Here is a 17,800-nt window from a genome sequence, read left to right as displayed (position 1 = left end):
TGCTGAGCGCTATCGCCTCAGAACTTGTACTTGGCCGTCATCATGTAGCTGCGCGGGGTGCCGTAGTTATCGGTCGAGCCCCAGGTCACGTCGGTGCCGATGGAGGAATAGTACTTGCGGTCGAAAATGTTGTTGGCGTTGACCTGCAGGTCGAGGTGCTTGTTAACCTCGTAACCGGCCATCAGGTCGGTGACCGCGTAGCCGCCCTGTTCGAGGCGATAGCTGCCGCCGTTGGCCAGAGCGATGTCGTTGTACATGCGGCTCTGCCAGTAGACGTTGCCGCCCACGCGCAGTTTTTCCAGCGGGCCTTTGAAACGATACACGGTGGAGACCTTGAACAGGTGCTCGGGCATGTCGGTGTCGAATTTCTGGTTATTGTTGGCCGGGTTTTCGTCCTTGATGTAGTGGGCGCGGGTGTAGGTGTAGCCGGCGCCGACTTGCCATTGCTCGGTCAGCGCACCTTGCAGTTCCATGTCCACGCCTTGGGCGCGAACCTTGCCAGAGGTTTCGTAGCAGGTCAGCTCCGGGCAGCCGAGCTGGGTCGCCGCTTGGGTGGCGCGGTTGGTCTGGTCCATCTGGAACACCGCCACGCTGCCGTTCAGCGCACCGTCGAAATATTCGCCCTTGATACCGACTTCGTAGTTTTCACCGACGATCGGCTCGAGCACTTTGCCGCCGAGATCTTTCTGGGTTTGCGGGGTAAAGATGTCGGTGTAGCTGGCGTAGACCGAGTGATGGTCGTCGAGTTTGTAGATCAGGCCGGCGTAACGGGTCAGGTTGCGCGTGACTTTGAAGTCGCCGTCGGCGCTGCGATCGTCGTAGTCATACCAGTCCAGACGACTGCCGAGGATCAACGTCAGCGGGTCGGCCAGGCTCAAGCGCGTGGTCAGGTAAACCGCGTCCTGAGTGGTGACGTTGCGCGATTTGCCGCTACGGACGAAGTCAGGCTTGGGCGCGGCGATCGGCAGGCCGGTGTCGTAGGGCGCGTATTCCTTGGTGGTGGCGTCGTACACACGATTGCTGGCGCCGACTACCAACTCGTGGGTGCGGCCGAACGCTTCGAACGGGCCGCTGGCGAAACCGTCGAAGGCGCGTTGCTTGTCGGTGTGGTGCGATTGGTAGGCGGTGGTTTCCAGCGGGCCGTCGTAGCGCGACAAATACGTGCCGGAGAATTCGCCTTCGGTTGTCGAAGTCGAGCCGCCAACATGCAGTTTCCAGTCGTTGTCGAAACGGTGTTCGACTTCACCGAATACGGTGTCGACTTGCAGCTTGCGGTTCTCCCAATCGGTACCGGGATAGGTGGAGCGGGGCAGGTCGAGGTGGTGGCCGTCTTCGCCGATCGGCAGGCCGCCCCAGAAATAATTGGTCTGATCGTTCTGCCGGGAGAAACCGAGGGTCGCCGTGGTGCTGTCGCTCAGGTCGGCTTCACCGATGGCGTAGAACAGGCCGTGATCGTTTTCTTCCTTGTCGCGAAAACTGTCGGCGCCCTGATACGACGTCACCACCCGGCCACGCAGGGTGCCGCTGTCGTTCAGCGGACTGGAGGCGTCGACCTCGCCACGGTAGTCATCCCAGCTGCCGGCGGCGCCGGTGAGGGTCACGCGCTGATCGGCGGTCGGGCGTTTGCGCACCATGTTGATCGCCGCCGACGGGTTGCCGGCACCGGTGACCAGGCCGGTCGCGCCACGGACGATTTCCACGCGATCAAACATCGCCAGGTTCGGTTGCACCGCCAGGGTGTACGGCGAATACGAGCTGGGCAGGCCGTCGTACATGATGTTGTCGATGTCGAAACCACGCGCCTTGTAAGTCTGCCGCCCCGGGCCGCTGGCCTCGCTGAGAAACAGCCCCGGCGTGCCACGCACCACGTCGTTGACGCTGGTCATGTTCTGGTCGTCCATGCGCTGGCGAGTGATCACCGTCACCGCCTGCGGCGTTTCGCGCATGGTCAGCGACAGCTTGGTCGCGGTCTGCATCGGGCCGGTGGTGTAGGACTGCGTGTCTTCGGTGGTGCTGCTCATCTGCGTAGCGCCGATTTCGGTCGCTTGCAGTTCCAGCGGGCCATTGGTGGGCGCAGTGGCTGCGGTTTCTTCAGCCAACGCAGGAGCGATGCTGGCCATGCCGATGGCGATTGCGAGGAGGTTAGGTGAAAGGTTCGAGCGGCGGTGAATGGTGTGAAACGACATCTATCTGCTTCCCCAAGATTTACCCAAACGAAACTAATGCGAGTGCATGTAAGAATTATTCGCATTAGTATGTCGGAAGTTTCCGGGGGAATAAACCCGTACGAGTCAGTTAGTTAATGATTTTTTCACAATTGGATTTGAGCGGTTGCGCAAACAAATGTGGGAGCGAGCCTGCTCGCGAAGGCGGTGTGTCATTCAACAGATGCGTTGTCTGATACTCCGCTTTCGCGAGCAGGCTCGCTCCCACAGGGTGATGCGTTTTTTCTGAAATCAGTCCAGATCCTTCGCCTCATGCCGCTCCGGCACCTGACTGTCTTCATCACCCCAGGTGCGATTCACTCGCTGCCCACGCATGACCGCTGGCCGCTTGGCGATTTCTTCGGCCCAGCGCTGCACATGGGTGTACTCGTGCGCCGCGAGAAACTCCGCCGCCGAGTAAACGTTGTTGCGCACCAGTTGCCCGTACCAGGGCCACACGGCGATGTCGGCGATGGTGTAATCGTCGCCGGCCAGATAGGTGTTGTCGGCGAGACGGCGGTTGAGCACATCCAGTTGCCGTTTGGCTTCCATGGTGAAGCGGTTGATCGGGTATTCGAGCTTCTCCGGCGCATACGCGTAGAAGTGCCCGAAGCCCCCGCCCAGATACGGCGCCGAGCCCATTTGCCAGAACAGCCAGTTGAGGGTTTCGGTACGACCGGCCGGATCCTTGGGCAGCAAGGCGCCGAACTTTTCCGCCAGATACAGCAGGATCGAACCGGACTCGAACACCCGGATCGGCGGCTCGACGCTGCGATCCAGCAGCGCCGGGATTTTCGAGTTCGGGTTGACCTCGACAAAACCGCTGGAGAACTGATCGCCCTCGCCAATGCGGATCAGCCAAGCGTCGTATTCGGCCTCGCTGTGGCCGAGTGCGAGCAACTCTTCGAGCATGATGGTGACCTTGACGCCGTTGGGCGTGGCCAGAGAATACAGCTGTAACGGATGCTTGCCGACCGGCAGTTCCTTGTCGTGGGTCGGCCCGGCGATCGGCCGGTTGATGCTGGCGAAGTGGCCGCCGGAAGGGGCTTCGTGTTTCCAGACCTTGGGCGGAACGTAAGACGCATTGCTCATGAAACGGACCTCGTCGATGCTGGGAGAGAACAGGTAGACACCGTATCTCGAAAGGATTGAGAACACTACCTTGTGGGAGCTGGCTTGCCAGCGATGACGGCGGCACATCCAGCATCAATGTTGGCTGACCCACCGCAATCGCTGGCAAGCCAGCTCCCACAGGTTCGGAGTCAGGCACAAATCTCCCGTGGGAGCGAGCCTGCTCGCGAAAGCGTCGGCAGGGGTCGCCGCGCCTAATGGCTCCAATACCGCCCAACCGCACCCTCGACTCCCTGCACCGGATCTGTCTCAGGAAACGGCAGCCCCGCGATCTGCGCCAACTGCGCATCACTCGGCGCGGCCCGGCAAATATCCGCCTGCTGCCCCGGCGGATAAGCACCGACCACCAGAAAGTCCTCGCTCGAGCCCAGATTGCAGTGCCCGGTCCCGGCCGGCAGCAACAGCACATCACCGGCGCTGACGTCGACGACTTGGCCGTCAGGCCCGCCCAACATCAACCGCGCCTGACCGGCCGCCACGCCAAGCACTTCGTGGCCTTCAGTGTGATAGTGGTGATAGTCATAAATGCCGTAGCGCCACTGCGCCGGCCAGCCATTGGCACCGAACGTCTGCTCGAAGCGCGCGGCCGGATCGTCGCCTTCGATGGCCAACGCGCGGCGGTAGATCAGCACCGGCAAACGCGAATTGTTCGGCACCCAGTCATTGCGTTCCAGCAGCAGGGTTTGCACTTCAGTCATGGCCAATCCTCCTTCGCTCGATTTATCAGTCGACCGCAGCGCAGGGCAATCGCCTCAAAAAATCATTGCCGCGCAAACACGGCGCCGAAGTTCATGCCAAGAAAATCCATCGAAACTTCATCGCGCAGAGCACTGTCCAGACCCTTACATGTCCATGCAGCGGTAAATGGCGAGGGTCAAGATGACGATGACAGTAGGTGATTTTCTGGTTGAGCGGCTCAGCGAATGGGGCGTCACGCGAATTTTTGGTTATCCGGGGGATGGCATCAACGGCGTGTTCGGCGCCATGAGCCGGGCCAAAGGCAAGATCGAATTCGTTCAGGCACGGCACGAGGAAATGGCCGCGTTCATGGCCTCGGCCCACGCCAAGTTCACCGGCGAACTGGGCGTGTGCATCGCTACTTCCGGCCCCGGCGCTTCGCACCTGATAACCGGCCTCTACGATGCGCGCATGGACCACATGCCGGTGCTGGCCATCGTCGGCCAGCAGGCGCGCACGGCGCTGGGCAGTCACTACCAGCAGGAGCTGGACCTGGTGTCGATGTTCAAGGATGTCGCCGGTGCGTTTGTGCAGCAAGCCTCGGCGCCATCGCAAGTGCGCCATCTGCTTGATCGCGCGGTGCGTACCGCTGTCGGCGAGCGCCGCGTCACCGCGCTGATTCTGCCCAATGACTTGCAGGATCTGCCTTACGAACAACCGGCGCGCGCCCATGGCACCGCGCATTCCGGCGTCGGCTACAGCAAGCCGAAAGTCGTTCCTTATGCAGCCGATCTGCAACGCGCCGCCGAGGTACTGAACAGCGGCGAGAAAGTCGCGATTCTGGTCGGTGCCGGCGCGCTGGAGGCGACCGATCTGGTCATCGCCGTGGCGGAAAAACTCGGTGCTGGTGTCGCTAAAGCCTTGCTGGGAAAAGCGGCATTGCCTGACGATTTGCAGTGGGTCACCGGCAGCATCGGCCTGCTCGGCACCGAGCCCAGCTACAAGCTGATGAGCGAGTGCGACACCTTGCTGATGATCGGTTCGGGCTTCCCGTATTCCGAGTTTCTGCCTAAGGAAGGCCAGGCGCGCGGCGTGCAGATCGACTTGCAGCCGGACATGCTCAGCCTGCGTTATCCGATGGAGGTCAATCTGGTCGGCGATTCAGTGGAAACCCTCGCCGCGTTGCTGCCCTTGCTGGAACAGAAAACCTCGAACAAATGGCGCAAGAAGATCGAAGGCTGGCGCAGCAGCTGGGAGAAAACCCTGGAAAAACGCGCCATGGCCAAAGCCGATCCGGTCAATCCGCAACGAGTGGTCTACGAGTTGTCACCGCGCTTGCCTGAGAAGGCAATCATCACCAGCGACTCCGGCTCCTGCGCCAACTGGTTCGCCCGTGACCTGAAAATCCGTCGCGGCATGAAATGCTCGTTGTCCGGTGGCCTGGCCTCGATGGGCGCGGCGGTACCCTATGCGATCGCGGCGAAGTTTGCTTACCCGGAACGCCCGGTCATTGCCTTGGTCGGCGACGGCGCGATGCAGATGAACAACATGGCCGAGCTGATCACCGTCGCCAAATACTGGCGGCAATGGCAGAGCCCGAAATGGATCTGCGCGGTGTTCAACAATGAAGACCTCAATCAGGTCACCTGGGAGCAGCGGGTGATGGAGGGCGATCCGAAGTTCGAAGCGTCGCAGAGCATCCCGGACGTGCCGTATCACCTGTTCGCGATTTCCATCGGCCTCAAGGGCATTTTCGTTGATCGTGAAGAAGAGGTCGCCGCTGCGTGGGAACAGGCGCTCGCCTCGGAAGTGCCGGTGCTGATCGAGTTCAAGACCGACCCGAACGTGCCGCCGCTGCCACCGCACATCAAGCTTGAGCAAGCGAAGAAATTCGCCACGACCCTGCTCAAGGGCGATCCGGACGAAGCCGGGGTGATCGTGCAGACCGCCAAGCAGGTGTTGGGCGCCGTGTTGCCCGGGAAGAAATGACGGTGTGCGCTTGAACGAGTCAACCATCTACATCGGTTGCGCCGGCTGGAGTCTCGGACGCGAGCACTGGCCGGCATTCCCCGCCGAAGGCACGCACCTGCAACGCTACGCCGCGCGCTTCAACTGTGTGGAAATCAACAGCTCGTTCTATCGCCCGCATCGGCGTCAGACCTACGAACGCTGGGCCGAATCGGTGGCGTCGGACTTTCGCTTCGCAGTGAAAGTGCCGAAGCTCATCACTCATGAACAGCGGCTGGCGGACAGCGCGGCCGCGCTCGATGAGTTTTTCGGCCAGTGCCAGGGCTTGGGTGATCGACTCGGCTGCCTGCTGGTGCAACTGCCACCAAAACTTGCCTTCGATGCGCCGGTGGCCGAGGCGTTTTTTCATGCCCTGCGCGAGCGGTTCACGGGCCGCGTGGTGCTGGAACCGCGACACGAATCGTGGACTGAGGCTGAGGCAATGCTGGTGGAGCTGCAGATTTCCCAGGCGGTGGTCGATCCCTCGCGGATCAGCAGCGACACCGCGCCGGGTGGCTGGCAAGGCCTGCAGTATTGGCGCCTGCACGGCTCGCCACGGATTTATCACAGCGCTTATGAAGCGGCCTATCTGCAACAGCTTGCTCAGAACCTGCGGCGCGCGAAGGCCGACGGCAGAGACATCTGGTGCATCTGCGACAACACCGCCAGCGGTGCCGCCACCGCCGATGCGCTGGCTTTGAAGGCGTTGATCGAAGGCGTTGAACGATGAACGACGACGCTCTCGCCACCCACACAAACGATCCGGCTACAGGTAAACTCCGCGCACTTTTTCAAGGAGTTCACATGAGTTACTACCAGCCGGGCATTCTCGCTACCCCTGTTCCTGCGCAAGCACGTCATCTGTTTTTCGCCCTGGCGTCGGTTGAAGCCTTGCCGCAAGCGATCGACAGCCTGCTGATGCTGGTGGATGGCAAGTCGGCGGTGGTTGGCTTTGGTGAGTCGTTGACCAAGGCGCTGAATGTCGAAATCGCCGGCCTGCGCAGCTTCCCGGCGCTGACCGGCGTTGGCGTGAACAACCCGTCGACCCAGCATGCCCTGTGGATCTGGCTGCACGGTGTCGACCGTGGTGAACTGCTCAACCGCTGCAACGCTATCGAAGCCGCGCTGGCCCCGGCCTTGCGTCTGGTCGAGATGCAGGAAGCCTTCCGCCACATGGAGGGCCACGACCTCACCGGTTACGAAGACGGCACGGAAAACCCGCACGATGATGCCGCTGTCGCCGCCGCACTGCTAAGCAGTGGCGCGGACGGGCTGGTCGGTGGCAGCTTCGCCGCGATCCAGCAGTGGCAGCACGACCTCAAGGGTTTTCATCGCCTGTCTGCAGGGGCCAAGGACGACATCATGGGACGGCGCTTGAGCGATAACGAAGAAATCGACGACGCGCCGATCTCCGCCCACGTCAAACGCACCGCGCAAGAGAGCTTCGCGCCGGAAGCCTTCGTCGTGCGCCGCTCGATGCCATGGATTGAAGGCGATCGTGCCGGTTTGATGTTCCTCGCCTTCGGCTTTTCGCTGGATGCCTTCGAGGCACAGCTGCGGCGCATGAGCGGCCTGGTGGACGGTATTGCCGATGGCTTGTACCAGATCAGCCGGCCAATCACCGGCGGCTACTACTGGTGCCCGCCGCTCAAGGACGGACGCCTTGATCTGCGCGCGCTGCGCATCGGCTGAGGACTGCATATGAACGTGGTGCGCTGGGGCATGATCGGTTGCGGCAGTGTCGCTGAACGCAAGAGCGGGCCGGCTTTCTACAAGGCGCCCGGTTCGGCGCTGATTGCGGTGATGGGTCGTCGCCTCGAAGCGGTGACCGACTACGCTGCGCGCCACGGCATTAGTCGCGTCTACACCGATGTCGATGCGCTGATCAACGATCCCGAGGTGGACGCGGTGTACATCGCCACGCCGCCCGACAGCCACCATGCCTACAGCCTGAAAGTCGCCGCCGCCGGCAAGCATTGCTGCGTGGAAAAGCCCATGGCACTCAACGCCGGGCAAAGCCGCGAGATGCAGCAAGCGTTTGCTGCTGCCGGTCTGCACTTGTTCGTCTCCTATTACCGCCGCTCGCTGCCGCGCTTCGCTCAGGTGCGGCAATGGCTGGAGGAGGGTCGCATCGGCGATGTCCGCCATCTGAGCTGGACGCTGACCAAAGCGCCGTCGCCGGCTGATCTTGAGGGTCGCGATAATTGGCGCACCGACCCGGCGGTGGCTGGCGGCGGCTACTTTGCCGACCTGGCCAGCCATGGCTTGGACTTGTTCCAGTATCTGCTTGGCGACATCGTTGAAGTCGCCGGTTTCACCGCGCGTCAGGCGGGTCTGTACGCGGCGGAAGATGCGGTCAGCGCCACCTGGCGGTTCGCCTCCGGAGCGCTGGGCATGGGCTGCTGGAACTTTGTTGCGGACCGGCGTGAAGATCGGGTCGAGATCATCGGCAGCAAAGGGCGCATCGGGTTTTCGGTGTTTGACGAGCATCCGGTGCAGCTGGATGCCGATGAGCAGATCAGCCTGGAGATCGCTCATCACCAGCATATTCAGTGGCATCACGTGCTGGGGATGAATGCGCATATTCGGGGTGATTCACAGCATCCCGCCGTGGCCGAGCAAGCCGTCAAGACCGATTGGGTAATGGACGAGATCCTCAAACGCTGAATAGCTCACGATCCCCTGTGGGAGCGAGCCTGCTCGCGAAAGCGGTGTGTCAGTCACGGAGGTATTGACTGACAGAATGCTTTCGCGAGCAGGCTCGCTCCCACAGGTCTTCCGGCGCAACGCGCATCTAAGGTTATGCCCAAACAATATTTCTCAACCTCGCCATAACGTCTCTAAGATCACGTCATAACTCGTTATAACAAGTGATCCGGCGATGACCGATAACGTTCTCTCCCTCAGTAGCGTTCCGCTGCACACCCAACTGCGCGACGTGCTCCGTGCGCGGATTCTCGACGGTGAATACCCGCAAGACAGTCAGATGCCTTCCGAAAGCGAACTGGGTGCGCTGTTCAAAGTCAGCCGCATCACCGTGCGCCAGGCACTCGGTGATCTGCAAAAGGAAGGGCTGATCTTCAAGATCCATGGCAAGGGCACCTTTGTCGCCAAGCCGAAAACCTTTCAGAACGTCAGCAGCCTGCAAGGCCTCGCCGAGTCGATGACCGGGCGCGGTTATGAAGTGATCAACCGACTGCGCAGTTTCAAATTCATTCCGGCCGACAAGCGTGTCGCCGAGCGTCTGCAGGTGGCCGAAGGTGAAATCGTCGCGCAGATCAAACGCGTGCGCCTGATCAACCGCGAGCCGATCTCGCTGGAAATCACCTACCTGCCTAAAACGGTCGGCGAGCGACTGGAGAAGGCGGATCTGGTCACTCGCGACATCTTTCTGATCCTCGAAAACGACTGCGGCATCGCCCTCGGCCACGCCGATCTGGCCATTGACGCAGTGCTGGCTGACAGCGACCTGACCCAGGCGCTCAACGTCGAAGCCGGTTCGCCAATCATGCGCATCGAACGTCTGACCCACGACGCACAGGGCCAGCCGCTGGACTTCGAACACCTTTACTACCGTGGCGATGCATTCCAGTACCGCCTGCGGATCGACCGGCAAAAAGGGGAGCAGGCATGACCCGCAACGTTCTAGAACAGGAATACGACATCGTCGTGATTGGCGGCGGTACGGCCGGGCCGATGGCGGCGATCAAGGCCAAGGAGAAGAACCGCGATTTGCGCGTGTTGCTGGTCGACAAGGCCAATGTCAAGCGCAGCGGCGCGATCAGCATGGGCATGGATGGCCTGAACAACGCGATCATTCCCGGCCACTCGACACCGGAGCAGTACACCAAGGAAATCACCATCGCCAATGACGGCATCGTCAATCAGGCGGCGGTCTACGCCTATGCGACGCACAGTTTTGAAACCATCGAACAACTCGACCGCTGGGGCGTGAAGTTCGAGAAGGACGAAACCGGTGACTACGCGGTGAAAAAGGTCCACCACATGGGCGCCTATGTGCTGCCGATGCCAGAAGGGCACGACATCAAGAAAGTCCTGTATCGGCAGTTGAAACGTGCGCGGGTGAGCATCACCAATCGCCTGGTCTGCACGCGTTTGCTGACCGACGAGGAGGGCGCGGTCAACGGTGTGATGGGCTTCGATTGCCGCACCGCCGACTTCCATGTGATCAAGGCCAAAGCGGTGATTCTCGCCTGCGGCGCGGCCGGACGCCTTGGTCTGCCGTCGTCGGGCTACCTGATGGGCACCTACGAAAACCCGACCAATGCCGGTGACGGCTACGCGATGGCCTATCACGCCGGCGCCGAACTGGCCAATCTCGAGTGCTTCCAGATCAACCCGTTGATCAAGGATTACAACGGCCCGGCCTGCGCGTACGTCACCGGCCCGCTGGGTGGCTACACCGCCAACAACAAGGGCGAACGCTTCATCGAGTGCGACTACTGGAGCGGGCAGATGATGTGGGAATTTCACCAGGAACTGGAAAGCGGCAACGGTCCGGTGTTCCTCAAACTCGATCACTTGGCCGAGGAAACCATCCAGAACATCGAGGAAATCCTGCACAGCAACGAGCGCCCGAGCCGTGGCCAGTTCCACGCCAACCGTGGCACCGACTACCGCACGCAGATGGTCGAAATGCACATTTCGGAAATCGGTTTTTGCAGCGGCCACTCGGCGTCCGGCGTGTGGGTCAACGAGCGTGCCGAGACTTCGGTCAAGGGCTTGTACTCGGCGGGAGACATGGCTGCGGTGCCGCACAATTACATGCTCGGCGCGTTCACTTACGGCTGGTTCGCCGGGCACAACGCCGCGGACTTTGTTGCCGGCCGCGAGTTTTCCGCACTGGACAGCGAGCAGATCGCCAAGGAGAAAGCCCGGGTCTACGCGCCGCTCGATCGCCAGGACGGTCTGCCGCCGGCGCAGGTCGAATACAAGCTGCGGCGCTTCGTCAACGACTACCTGCAACCGCCGAAAGTGACCAAAAAAATGCAGATCGGCCTGCAGCGCGTCAGCGACATCGAGCGCGATCTCGAGCAGATGAAGGCCAACAACGCTCACGAACTGATGCGAGCGATGGAAACCAGCGTGATCCGCGACTGTGCCGAAATGGCCGCCCGCGCGTCGTTGTTCCGCGCCGAAAGCCGCTGGGGCCTGTACCACTATCGCGTCGATCACCCGCAACGCAACGACGCCGAGTGGTTCTGCCACTGCCATCTGAAGAAAGGCGAGGACGGGCGCATGACCAGTTTCAAGAAGGCCGTCGAGCCCTACATCATCCCGCTCGACGCCGAGGAAATGCAGGCTTACGACCGCCTGCGGGTCGGCGCCTTCGCCGCTTGAGACATCATTTTTCAGAGAGTCCGAACCATGGCTTACCAAGCTCAGGAAATCTTCTTCCGCTCCAACGCGCCGGTCACCGTCGACGAGGACAAATGCATCGCCGAAAAGGGCTGCACGGTGTGCGTAGACGTCTGCCCGATGGACCTGCTGGCGATCAACCCGGCCACGCAAAAGGCCTACATGGCGTTCGATGAATGCTGGTACTGCATGCCGTGCGAGAAGGATTGCCCGACGGGGGCGGTGAAGGTCGACATCCCCTATTTGTTGCGTTGACCCCAAATCCATTGTGGGAGCGAGCCTGCTCGCGAAAGCAATCGTTCATTCAACAATGATGGTGACTGACCCGCCGCCTTCGCGAGCAGGCTCGCTCCCACATTGCAATTGTGATTATCCAATAGCCATCCGGTGAACCCCGGACGCTGAAGTGCAAAACACCCCTCGTTTCCCACCGCGCCCTGATCGCGGCGGAGACGAACTTCAAACCAATGATTCGAGGGGAAACACTCATGTTGCGTGCAGCACTCGCTGGGCTGGTCCTGGCTTCATTCACCTTGTCGGCCTCGGCCGAAACCATCCGCATCGCCATCGGCACCCAGGACACCACTATCAATTGCGCCGCCGGTGGCCTGTTGATCCGTGAACTCGGTCTGCTGGAAAAATACCTGCCCCACGATGGCGCCTACAAAGACGCGAAGTACGACGTGCAGTGGAAAAACTTCACCAGTGGCGCACCGCTGACCAACGAGATGGTCGCCGGCAAGCTCGACTTCGGTGCCATGGCCGATTTCCCCGGTGCGTTCAACGGGGTGGCATTCGAAACGGCGGGCAAGCACAGCCTGTTCATCAGCGTGCTGTCGGGCAGCATCAAGGGCAGCGGCAACGGCATCGTCGTGCCGAGCGCTTCGTCGGTGCAAAGCCTCAGCGAACTCAAGGGCAAGACCATTTCGGTGCCGTTCGCCTCGACGGCTCACGGCATGTTGCTGCGCGCCGTGGCAGAGCAGGGCTGGGACCCGCTCAAGGATGTCAACATCATCGCCCAGCCACCGGAAGTCGCTGGCTCGGCATTGCAGGCCGGCAAGATCGACGCCCACGCCGATTTCGTGCCCTTCGCCGAGCTGTTCCCGAGCCGTGGTTTCGCCCGCAAGATCTACGACGGCGCCCAGGCCAACGCGCCGACTTTCCATGGCGCACTGGTGGATCAGGCCTACGCCAAAAAGTACCCGGAAATCGTCGTCGCCTACCTGCGTGCGAGCATCGAAGCCAACCAACTGCTCGCCGCCGAACCGGAGAAGTACAGCGAACTGATCGCCACAGTCACCGGGGTCGATGCCGAGGTCAACTACCTGTTCCATGGCCCGCTCGGCGTACAGACCCGTGACCTGAGCTGGAAACCTGAATATCGCCAGGCCGTCGGTACCGCCATCGATACCCTGAAGCTGCTGAAGAAAGCCGATCGCGGGCTCGACCTGAACAGCTTCATCGACGACCAGTACATCCGCGCCGCGTTCAAGGCTTCGAAGCTCGATTACACCGCGCAACTGGCCAACTACGCGCAGACGCCGTTGCCGGGTGTGGATGCGGCGACGGGCAAAGCCATCACCGATGTCAGCCATGTCGCGGAGATCTGGGTGCGTGGCGAGGAAAAAGTCCGCCGTTATGGCTCGGCTGAAGCGGCGTTCACCGCGTTGGCGGGGTTGAAGCAGGAGGGCCAAAACATTCGTGCGGTGTATGCGCAGGCCAGTGACAGCGGGATCAAGTTGCTCGCTGAACAGGCGTGGTTTGCCAGCGACGCCAAGGGCCGCCTCAGCGCATTTCTGCTCAAGGGCCAGGCCCAGCAATACGCTGCGGCGCAGGGTGGCAAGGTGTTCGACTTCAGCGATGCCACTGCGCAGGTTGTTGCTGCGCGCTGAAGATCAAAAGCCCCTCACCCTAACCCTCTCCCGGAGGGAGAGGGGACTGACCGAGTTGTTGTTGAGAGATACGCCGACGTGAAGTACCGAGTCGAACTCAGGTCGTGAAAAGCACGCAAATCGGCTCCCTTTCCCCCTCGCCCCCCTGGGGGAGAGGGCTGGGGTGAGGGGGTAAATCTCGGCCATCACACAGAACCCGAACTGGAAACCGGACTATGAAAACACCGTTGCGCTGGACATCAAGAGCCGCCTCACTGCTGCTCTGCCTGCTCTTCTGGCAACTCGCCGCCAGCCACCACTGGAACCTCGGCCTGGTCACCTTTGCCAACGTGCCGACGCCACTGGCGGTGATCGAAGCTGCGCTGGGCCTGGGCGACTCGGGCAAACTCTGGCAGCACTTGAGCAGCAGCCTCGGCCGGGTCTTCGCCGGTTACTTGGCGGCGTTGATCATCGGCATCGCCCTGGGCCTGGCCATCGGCCGGTCGAAATGGGCCGAAGACATTCTGCTGCCACCACTGGAGGTCCTGCGCCCGATCCCCGCCGTGGCGTGGATTCCGCTGGCGATCCTGATGTTTCCATCCTCGGAATTGTCGATGGTCTTTATCACCTTCACCGGCGCGCTGTTCCCGATCCTGCTCAACACCGTGCACGGCGTCGAAGGTGTCGATCCACGCCTGATCGCCTCGGCAAAAAGCCTCGGAGCAGGGCGTCGGGCGATTCTGCTGGAGGTGATTCTGCCAGGCGCTGCGCCGAGCATCATTACCGGTCTGGCGATCGGCATGGGCACTTCGTGGTTCTGCCTGGTGACGGCGGAAATGATCTCCGGGCAGTTCGGTATCGGTTACTACACATGGGAGTCCTACACCATTCAGAACTACGCCGACATTGTCGTCGGCATGCTCCTGATCGGCGTGTTGGGCATGGGCAGCAGTTGGCTGATCAAACGCCTGGGCAGCTTGTTCACGCCTTGGCATCGACCACGAGGCAAAGCCTGATGAGCGTCATGCAAACCCCGGAAGGGCGGATCGACATTCGCCAGTTGTCCATCGTCCTCGGCCAGGGCCGCGAAGCTTTCGAAGCGGTGCAGGGTCTCGATTGCCAGATCGAACCCGGCCAGTTCGTGTGCATTCTCGGCCCGTCCGGATGCGGCAAGTCGACCTTGCTCGGCGCTCTGGCCGGGCACTTGAATGGGAGTACCGGCAGCTTGAAAGTCGACGGCAGCGCGGTGACCGGCCCGTCGCCGCAGCGCGGCATGGTGTTTCAGCACCACACGCTGTTCCCCTGGCGTACGGTGCGCGACAACGTCGCCTTCGGCCTGAAGATGCGCGGCGTCGGCAAGACTGAGCGCCGTCTCGCCGCTGACGACATCCTCAAACTGGTCGGCCTCGAAGGCTTTGCCGAGCGCTGGCCCGATCAGCTTTCCGGTGGCATGCAGCAGCGGGTGGAGATTGCCCGGGTGCTGGTCAATCGCCCGCGCCTGTTGCTGATGGACGAGCCGTTCGGCGCGCTCGATGCGCTGACCCGCTTGAACATGCAGGAACTGCTGCTGGACATCTGGACGCGCATCCGCACCACCGTGGTTTTCGTCACCCATGACATCGAAGAGGCGCTGTTTCTAGCCGATCGCTTGCTGGTAATGAGCGCGCGACCAGGGCGAATCATCGAAGACCTGCGTCTGGACTTTCCACGCCCGCGCACCAGCGAACTGGTGACCAGCCCCGAGTTCGCTCGCCTGAAACGCCATTGCCTCGACCTGCTGCGCCACGACAACGACCGACCGCTGCCGCGCCTCAATCCGCTCGGCCTGCCTCCTGAAAACCCTTTGCCGCGATTTGCCCTATGACCTCTATTTTTGCTGTGACCGACAACGAAGACATCCTCGCCCTGCAACCGCGCCTGACGGCTGAAGACGCTGGCGTGCGGCGCATTGCCCTGATTGATCTGGCTGATCTGGAGGAATCGGATGGTTTGCTCTGGCTGGTTGATCGACTCCGGCAGGATCCCGCCGAGGACGTCCGCGCTGAAGCCGCACGATTGCTTGAAGCGTGGGAGGATGAAGCGGTCGTGCAAGCCTTGTGCGAAGCGCTGACGGATTCGGCGCCCGCCGTGCAATCGGCGGCGGCGCAAAGTCTGAGCCTGCTCAAGACTGCGGCGGCGGGGCGGGTCATTCTGCCGTGGACCGCACATGCCGATGTCAGTGTGCGCATCGCCGCCTTTCGGGCGTTGCGAGAATTGCGCTTTGCCGAGGCCGCGCCGGCTGCCGTCGCCGCGTTGGAGGATGCCGATGCTCATGTTCGGCGCGAAGCGGTTGGCGTGCTCGGCTGGCTCAAACAGCTCGACGCGCTGCCAGCTCTGGCGCAACTGGCCAGCGACGACCCGGACACCGAAGTGCGTCGCGCCGCGACGGGTGCGCTGGGTCTGGCCAGTGGCGCCGAAGTATTGCCAGCGTTGCGCCAGGCTTTGCGCGACCCTGCCTGGCAAGTGCGCGAAGAAGCTGCGACCACGCTGGGCAAGGTTGGCCACAGCGACGCCGGCCCGGCCTTGGTCGAAGCGCTGAGCGATGATTACTGGCAAGTGCGCCTGCGCGCCACCCGAAGCCTCGGTCGCTTGCGCTTCGTCCCGGCGCTGGACGCGCTGGTCGACACCCTCGGCCACCGCATCAGCAATCTGCGCAAGGAAGCCGCGCTGGCCCTCGGTGAATTGAACGATCGCGGCGCCGTGGCCGCGTTGCAGGCAGCGCAGTACGACGGCGACCCGGAAGTGCGCAAAGCCGTGCGCATCGCGTTGAGTCAGTTGCAATGAACCCACTGTCGGTGGGCAACTCGCAGAGTGCACGCACGCTGCGCCTGAGCTGGCCGGACGGGCGCGAATCGTTGCTCACGTATGCCGATCTGCGCCGGCAATGCCCATGCTCGCAATGCCGCGCATTTCGCCTGCGCGGCGTCACGCCGCTGGTTGATGATCGCGTGCGCCTGATCGAGGTAAATCCGCAGGGGTATGGCGTGCAACTGGTGTTCAGCGATGGCCATCAACGCGGGATTTACCCGTGGGAGTACTTGGCGCAACTGGCTTCCTGACCTTATCCGATGATCGTTCCCACGCTCCGCGTGGGAATGCAGCCCGTGACGCTCCGCGTCACTGGACGCGGAGCGTCCCTTGAGGCATTCCCACGCGGAGCGTGGGAACGATCAGATCGCAGCCTTCGGCAGCTGCCTGCGTCGGCTTGCGCCGACTGGCGGTTCTTGTCAGGCATTTCCCACAGGAGTACAAATGTACTCCATGACGAACCTCACTCCCCGCCGTACCGCCATTCTGACCTTTATCCGCGATCGCATCGCCGAGCACGGTCAGCCCCCAAGCCTCGCTGAAATCAGCGAGGCTTTTGGTTTTGCCTCGCGCAGCGTGGCGCGCAAGCATGTGCTGGCGCTCAGCGAAGCCGGTTTCATTGAGGTCAATCCGCATCAGGCCCGGGGCATTCGCCTGCTCGGTCAGCCACCTCGTCCGGAGCTGCTGGAGATCCCCGTACTCGGTCGCGTGGCTGCCGGTGCGCCGATTGGCGCCGATGCCGATATCCATAACCGTTTGCTGCTCGACCCGGCGCTGTTCTCCCGCACCCCGGATTACATGCTGCGGGTGCAGGGCGACTCGATGATCGAAGACGGCATCCTCGACGGCGATCTGGTCGGTGTACGGCGCAATCCCGAGGCGCTGAACGGCCAGATCGTCGTTGCGCGTCTGGACGGTGAAGTCACCATCAAACGCTTCGAACGGGTCGGGGATGAAGTGCGCCTGCTGCCGCGTAACCCGGCGTACAAACCGATTGTCGTGCGTGATGATCAGGATCTGGCCATCGAAGGCGTGTTCTGTGGTCTGGTGAGGCAAGGCTGATGGGCGCCGTCGTTGCGTTGGATACGCTGTTCAATGGCGGCCAGGTCTGGCGCGGCAGGCCTGCGCCACCGGCGGCAAGTCCGCAGCCGACCGGGCATGCGGGACTGGACGCAGCTCTGCCCAGCGGCGGCTGGCCGGAAGCGGCGCTGAGCGAAATCCTTCTCGCCGGCCCCGGTGTCGGCGAGTTGCAACTGGTCTGGCCAACCCTGGCGCGATTGTCGGCGGCGGGTGAGCGCATCGTGCTGGTGGCGCCACCGTTCGTGCCGTACCCGCAGGCCTGGGCCAATGCCGGAGTCGATCTGCGTCAGTTGTCGGTGATTCAGGCCAGCGAACGCGATGCCTTGTGGGCGGCGGAGCAGTGTTTGCGCTCGGGCAGTTGCGGCGCGGTGCTGTGCTGGCCGAACAAGGCCGATGACCGAGCCTTGCGGCGTTTGCAGGTAGCGGCGGAAACCGGCCAGACCCTGGCCTTTGCCTGGCGCCCGTTGAGCGAAGCGGTCAACCCGTCACCGGCAGCGTTACGGATTGCCATCGATGCCAAACCGGCGCAGCTACGCGTACTCAAATGCCGTGGCGGCCTGGCGCGTGCTACGCCGATTGCCTTTGCCGTGGGGCACTGATTGT

At 62.1% G+C, this 17,800-nt stretch carries 17 protein-coding genes; 14 read left to right on the top strand and 3 right to left on the bottom strand.

Annotated features, from left to right (window positions below):
* Window positions 1-17 precede the first annotated feature (17 nt).
* The 3 genes from JWU58_RS15385 to JWU58_RS15375 form a co-directional block, all read right to left on the bottom strand.
* The gene (locus JWU58_RS15385; RefSeq protein WP_122610555.1) at window positions 18-2,186 is read right to left on the bottom strand and encodes a TonB-dependent siderophore receptor; all 2,169 of its coding nucleotides are present in this window, start codon (window positions 2,184-2,186) and stop codon (window positions 18-20) included.
* A 270-nt stretch (window positions 2,187-2,456) separates the two neighbouring features.
* On the bottom strand, window positions 2,457-3,296 hold the full coding sequence (gene yghU, locus JWU58_RS15380) for a glutathione-dependent disulfide-bond oxidoreductase (protein ID WP_123442661.1): 840 nt from the start codon (window positions 3,294-3,296) through the stop codon (window positions 2,457-2,459).
* A gap of 233 nt (window positions 3,297-3,529) precedes the next feature.
* Entirely contained in the window at window positions 3,530-4,033 is a 504-nt protein-coding gene (locus JWU58_RS15375) for a cupin (protein WP_206420461.1), read from the bottom strand.
* Between the two features lie 181 nt (window positions 4,034-4,214).
* On the opposite strand from JWU58_RS15375, the gene JWU58_RS15370 reads away from it, so the two are divergent.
* The 14 genes from JWU58_RS15370 (at window position 4,215) to imuA (ending at window position 17,796) form a co-directional block, all read left to right on the top strand.
* Window positions 4,215-6,002 carry a thiamine pyrophosphate-requiring protein gene (locus tag JWU58_RS15370; protein WP_206420460.1) on the top strand — a complete coding sequence of 596 codons (1,788 nt, stop codon included), beginning with the start codon at window positions 4,215-4,217 and terminating at the stop codon, window positions 6,000-6,002.
* Between the two features lie 10 nt (window positions 6,003-6,012).
* Window positions 6,013-6,750 carry a DUF72 domain-containing protein gene (locus JWU58_RS15365; protein ID WP_206420459.1) on the top strand — a complete coding sequence of 246 codons (738 nt, stop codon included), beginning with the start codon at window positions 6,013-6,015 and terminating at the stop codon, window positions 6,748-6,750.
* Window positions 6,751-6,824: 74 nt separating this feature from the next.
* The gene (locus JWU58_RS15360) at window positions 6,825-7,712 is read left to right on the top strand and encodes a Dyp-type peroxidase (RefSeq protein WP_206420458.1); all 888 of its coding nucleotides are present in this window, start codon (window positions 6,825-6,827) and stop codon (window positions 7,710-7,712) included.
* A gap of 9 nt (window positions 7,713-7,721) precedes the next feature.
* Window positions 7,722-8,687 (top strand): Gfo/Idh/MocA family protein, encoded by a 966-nt coding sequence (locus JWU58_RS15355; RefSeq protein WP_206420457.1) that lies wholly within the window; start codon window positions 7,722-7,724, stop codon window positions 8,685-8,687.
* 214 nt (window positions 8,688-8,901) lie between these two features.
* The gene (locus JWU58_RS15350; protein ID WP_130887973.1) at window positions 8,902-9,654 is read left to right on the top strand and encodes a GntR family transcriptional regulator; all 753 of its coding nucleotides are present in this window, start codon (window positions 8,902-8,904) and stop codon (window positions 9,652-9,654) included.
* Window positions 9,651-11,381 (top strand): fumarate reductase/succinate dehydrogenase flavoprotein subunit, encoded by a 1,731-nt coding sequence (locus JWU58_RS15345; protein ID WP_206420456.1) that lies wholly within the window; start codon window positions 9,651-9,653, stop codon window positions 11,379-11,381. The genes JWU58_RS15350 and JWU58_RS15345 overlap by 4 nt, the downstream gene beginning before the upstream one ends.
* Window positions 11,382-11,408: 27 nt before the next feature.
* Window positions 11,409-11,654 carry a 4Fe-4S dicluster domain-containing protein gene (locus tag JWU58_RS15340; protein ID WP_003225615.1) on the top strand — a complete coding sequence of 82 codons (246 nt, stop codon included), beginning with the start codon at window positions 11,409-11,411 and terminating at the stop codon, window positions 11,652-11,654.
* Between the two features lie 233 nt (window positions 11,655-11,887).
* The gene (locus tag JWU58_RS15335; RefSeq protein ID WP_206420455.1) at window positions 11,888-13,291 is read left to right on the top strand and encodes an ABC transporter substrate-binding protein; all 1,404 of its coding nucleotides are present in this window, start codon (window positions 11,888-11,890) and stop codon (window positions 13,289-13,291) included.
* A gap of 215 nt (window positions 13,292-13,506) precedes the next feature.
* Complete coding sequence (locus tag JWU58_RS15330; protein WP_206420454.1) at window positions 13,507-14,286, top strand: ABC transporter permease; 780 nt, start codon at window positions 13,507-13,509, stop codon at window positions 14,284-14,286.
* A complete protein-coding gene (locus JWU58_RS15325; protein ID WP_123442656.1) occupies window positions 14,286-15,134 on the top strand; it encodes an ABC transporter ATP-binding protein in 849 nt (282 codons plus the stop codon). Before JWU58_RS15330 ends, JWU58_RS15325 begins: the two co-directional genes overlap by 1 nt.
* A complete protein-coding gene (locus JWU58_RS15320; RefSeq protein WP_206420453.1) occupies window positions 15,131-16,093 on the top strand; it encodes a HEAT repeat domain-containing protein in 963 nt (320 codons plus the stop codon). Before JWU58_RS15325 ends, JWU58_RS15320 begins: the two co-directional genes overlap by 4 nt.
* Entirely contained in the window at window positions 16,090-16,368 is a 279-nt protein-coding gene (locus JWU58_RS15315) for a DUF971 domain-containing protein (RefSeq protein ID WP_123442654.1), read from the top strand. Before JWU58_RS15320 ends, JWU58_RS15315 begins: the two co-directional genes overlap by 4 nt.
* A gap of 193 nt (window positions 16,369-16,561) precedes the next feature.
* Window positions 16,562-17,179, top strand: a complete 618-nt coding sequence (lexA, locus tag JWU58_RS15310; protein ID WP_122507071.1) for a transcriptional repressor LexA — start codon at window positions 16,562-16,564, stop codon at window positions 17,177-17,179.
* Complete coding sequence (gene imuA, locus JWU58_RS15305; RefSeq protein WP_024012713.1) at window positions 17,179-17,796, top strand: translesion DNA synthesis-associated protein ImuA; 618 nt, start codon at window positions 17,179-17,181, stop codon at window positions 17,794-17,796. Before lexA ends, imuA begins: the two co-directional genes overlap by 1 nt.
* The last annotated feature ends 4 nt before the right edge of the window (window positions 17,797-17,800 follow it).

This window comes from Pseudomonas atacamensis, from assembly GCF_017167965.1.
GTDB classification, from domain to species: Bacteria; Pseudomonadota; Gammaproteobacteria; order Pseudomonadales; family Pseudomonadaceae; genus Aquipseudomonas; species Aquipseudomonas atacamensis.
Note: the sequence above shows the minus strand (reverse complement) of the source record. Positions and strands in the feature narration are given on the sequence as shown.

Bases quoted from the DNA above. Each gene is read 5' to 3' on its own strand.
- JWU58_RS15385 (WP_122610555.1), bottom strand. From the start codon at position 2,186: ATGTCGTTTCACACCATTCACCGCCGCTCGAACCTTTCACCTAACCTC.
- yghU (WP_123442661.1), bottom strand. From the start codon at position 3,296: ATGAGCAATGCGTCTTACGTTCCGCCCAAGGTCTGGAAACACGAAGCC.
- JWU58_RS15375 (WP_206420461.1), bottom strand. From the start codon at position 4,033: ATGACTGAAGTGCAAACCCTGCTGCTGGAACGCAATGACTGGGTGCCG.
- JWU58_RS15370 (WP_206420460.1), top strand. From the start codon at position 4,215: ATGACGATGACAGTAGGTGATTTTCTGGTTGAGCGGCTCAGCGAATGG.
- JWU58_RS15360 (WP_206420458.1), top strand. From the start codon at position 6,825: ATGAGTTACTACCAGCCGGGCATTCTCGCTACCCCTGTTCCTGCGCAA.
- JWU58_RS15355 (WP_206420457.1), top strand. From the start codon at position 7,722: ATGAACGTGGTGCGCTGGGGCATGATCGGTTGCGGCAGTGTCGCTGAA.
- JWU58_RS15350 (WP_130887973.1), top strand. From the start codon at position 8,902: ATGACCGATAACGTTCTCTCCCTCAGTAGCGTTCCGCTGCACACCCAA.
- JWU58_RS15345 (WP_206420456.1), top strand. From the start codon at position 9,651: ATGACCCGCAACGTTCTAGAACAGGAATACGACATCGTCGTGATTGGC.
- JWU58_RS15340 (WP_003225615.1), top strand. From the start codon at position 11,409: ATGGCTTACCAAGCTCAGGAAATCTTCTTCCGCTCCAACGCGCCGGTC.
- JWU58_RS15335 (WP_206420455.1), top strand. From the start codon at position 11,888: ATGTTGCGTGCAGCACTCGCTGGGCTGGTCCTGGCTTCATTCACCTTG.
- JWU58_RS15330 (WP_206420454.1), top strand. From the start codon at position 13,507: ATGAAAACACCGTTGCGCTGGACATCAAGAGCCGCCTCACTGCTGCTC.
- JWU58_RS15325 (WP_123442656.1), top strand. From the start codon at position 14,286: ATGAGCGTCATGCAAACCCCGGAAGGGCGGATCGACATTCGCCAGTTG.
- JWU58_RS15320 (WP_206420453.1), top strand. From the start codon at position 15,131: ATGACCTCTATTTTTGCTGTGACCGACAACGAAGACATCCTCGCCCTG.
- JWU58_RS15315 (WP_123442654.1), top strand. From the start codon at position 16,090: ATGAACCCACTGTCGGTGGGCAACTCGCAGAGTGCACGCACGCTGCGC.
- lexA (WP_122507071.1), top strand. From the start codon at position 16,562: ATGTACTCCATGACGAACCTCACTCCCCGCCGTACCGCCATTCTGACC.
- imuA (WP_024012713.1), top strand. From the start codon at position 17,179: ATGGGCGCCGTCGTTGCGTTGGATACGCTGTTCAATGGCGGCCAGGTC.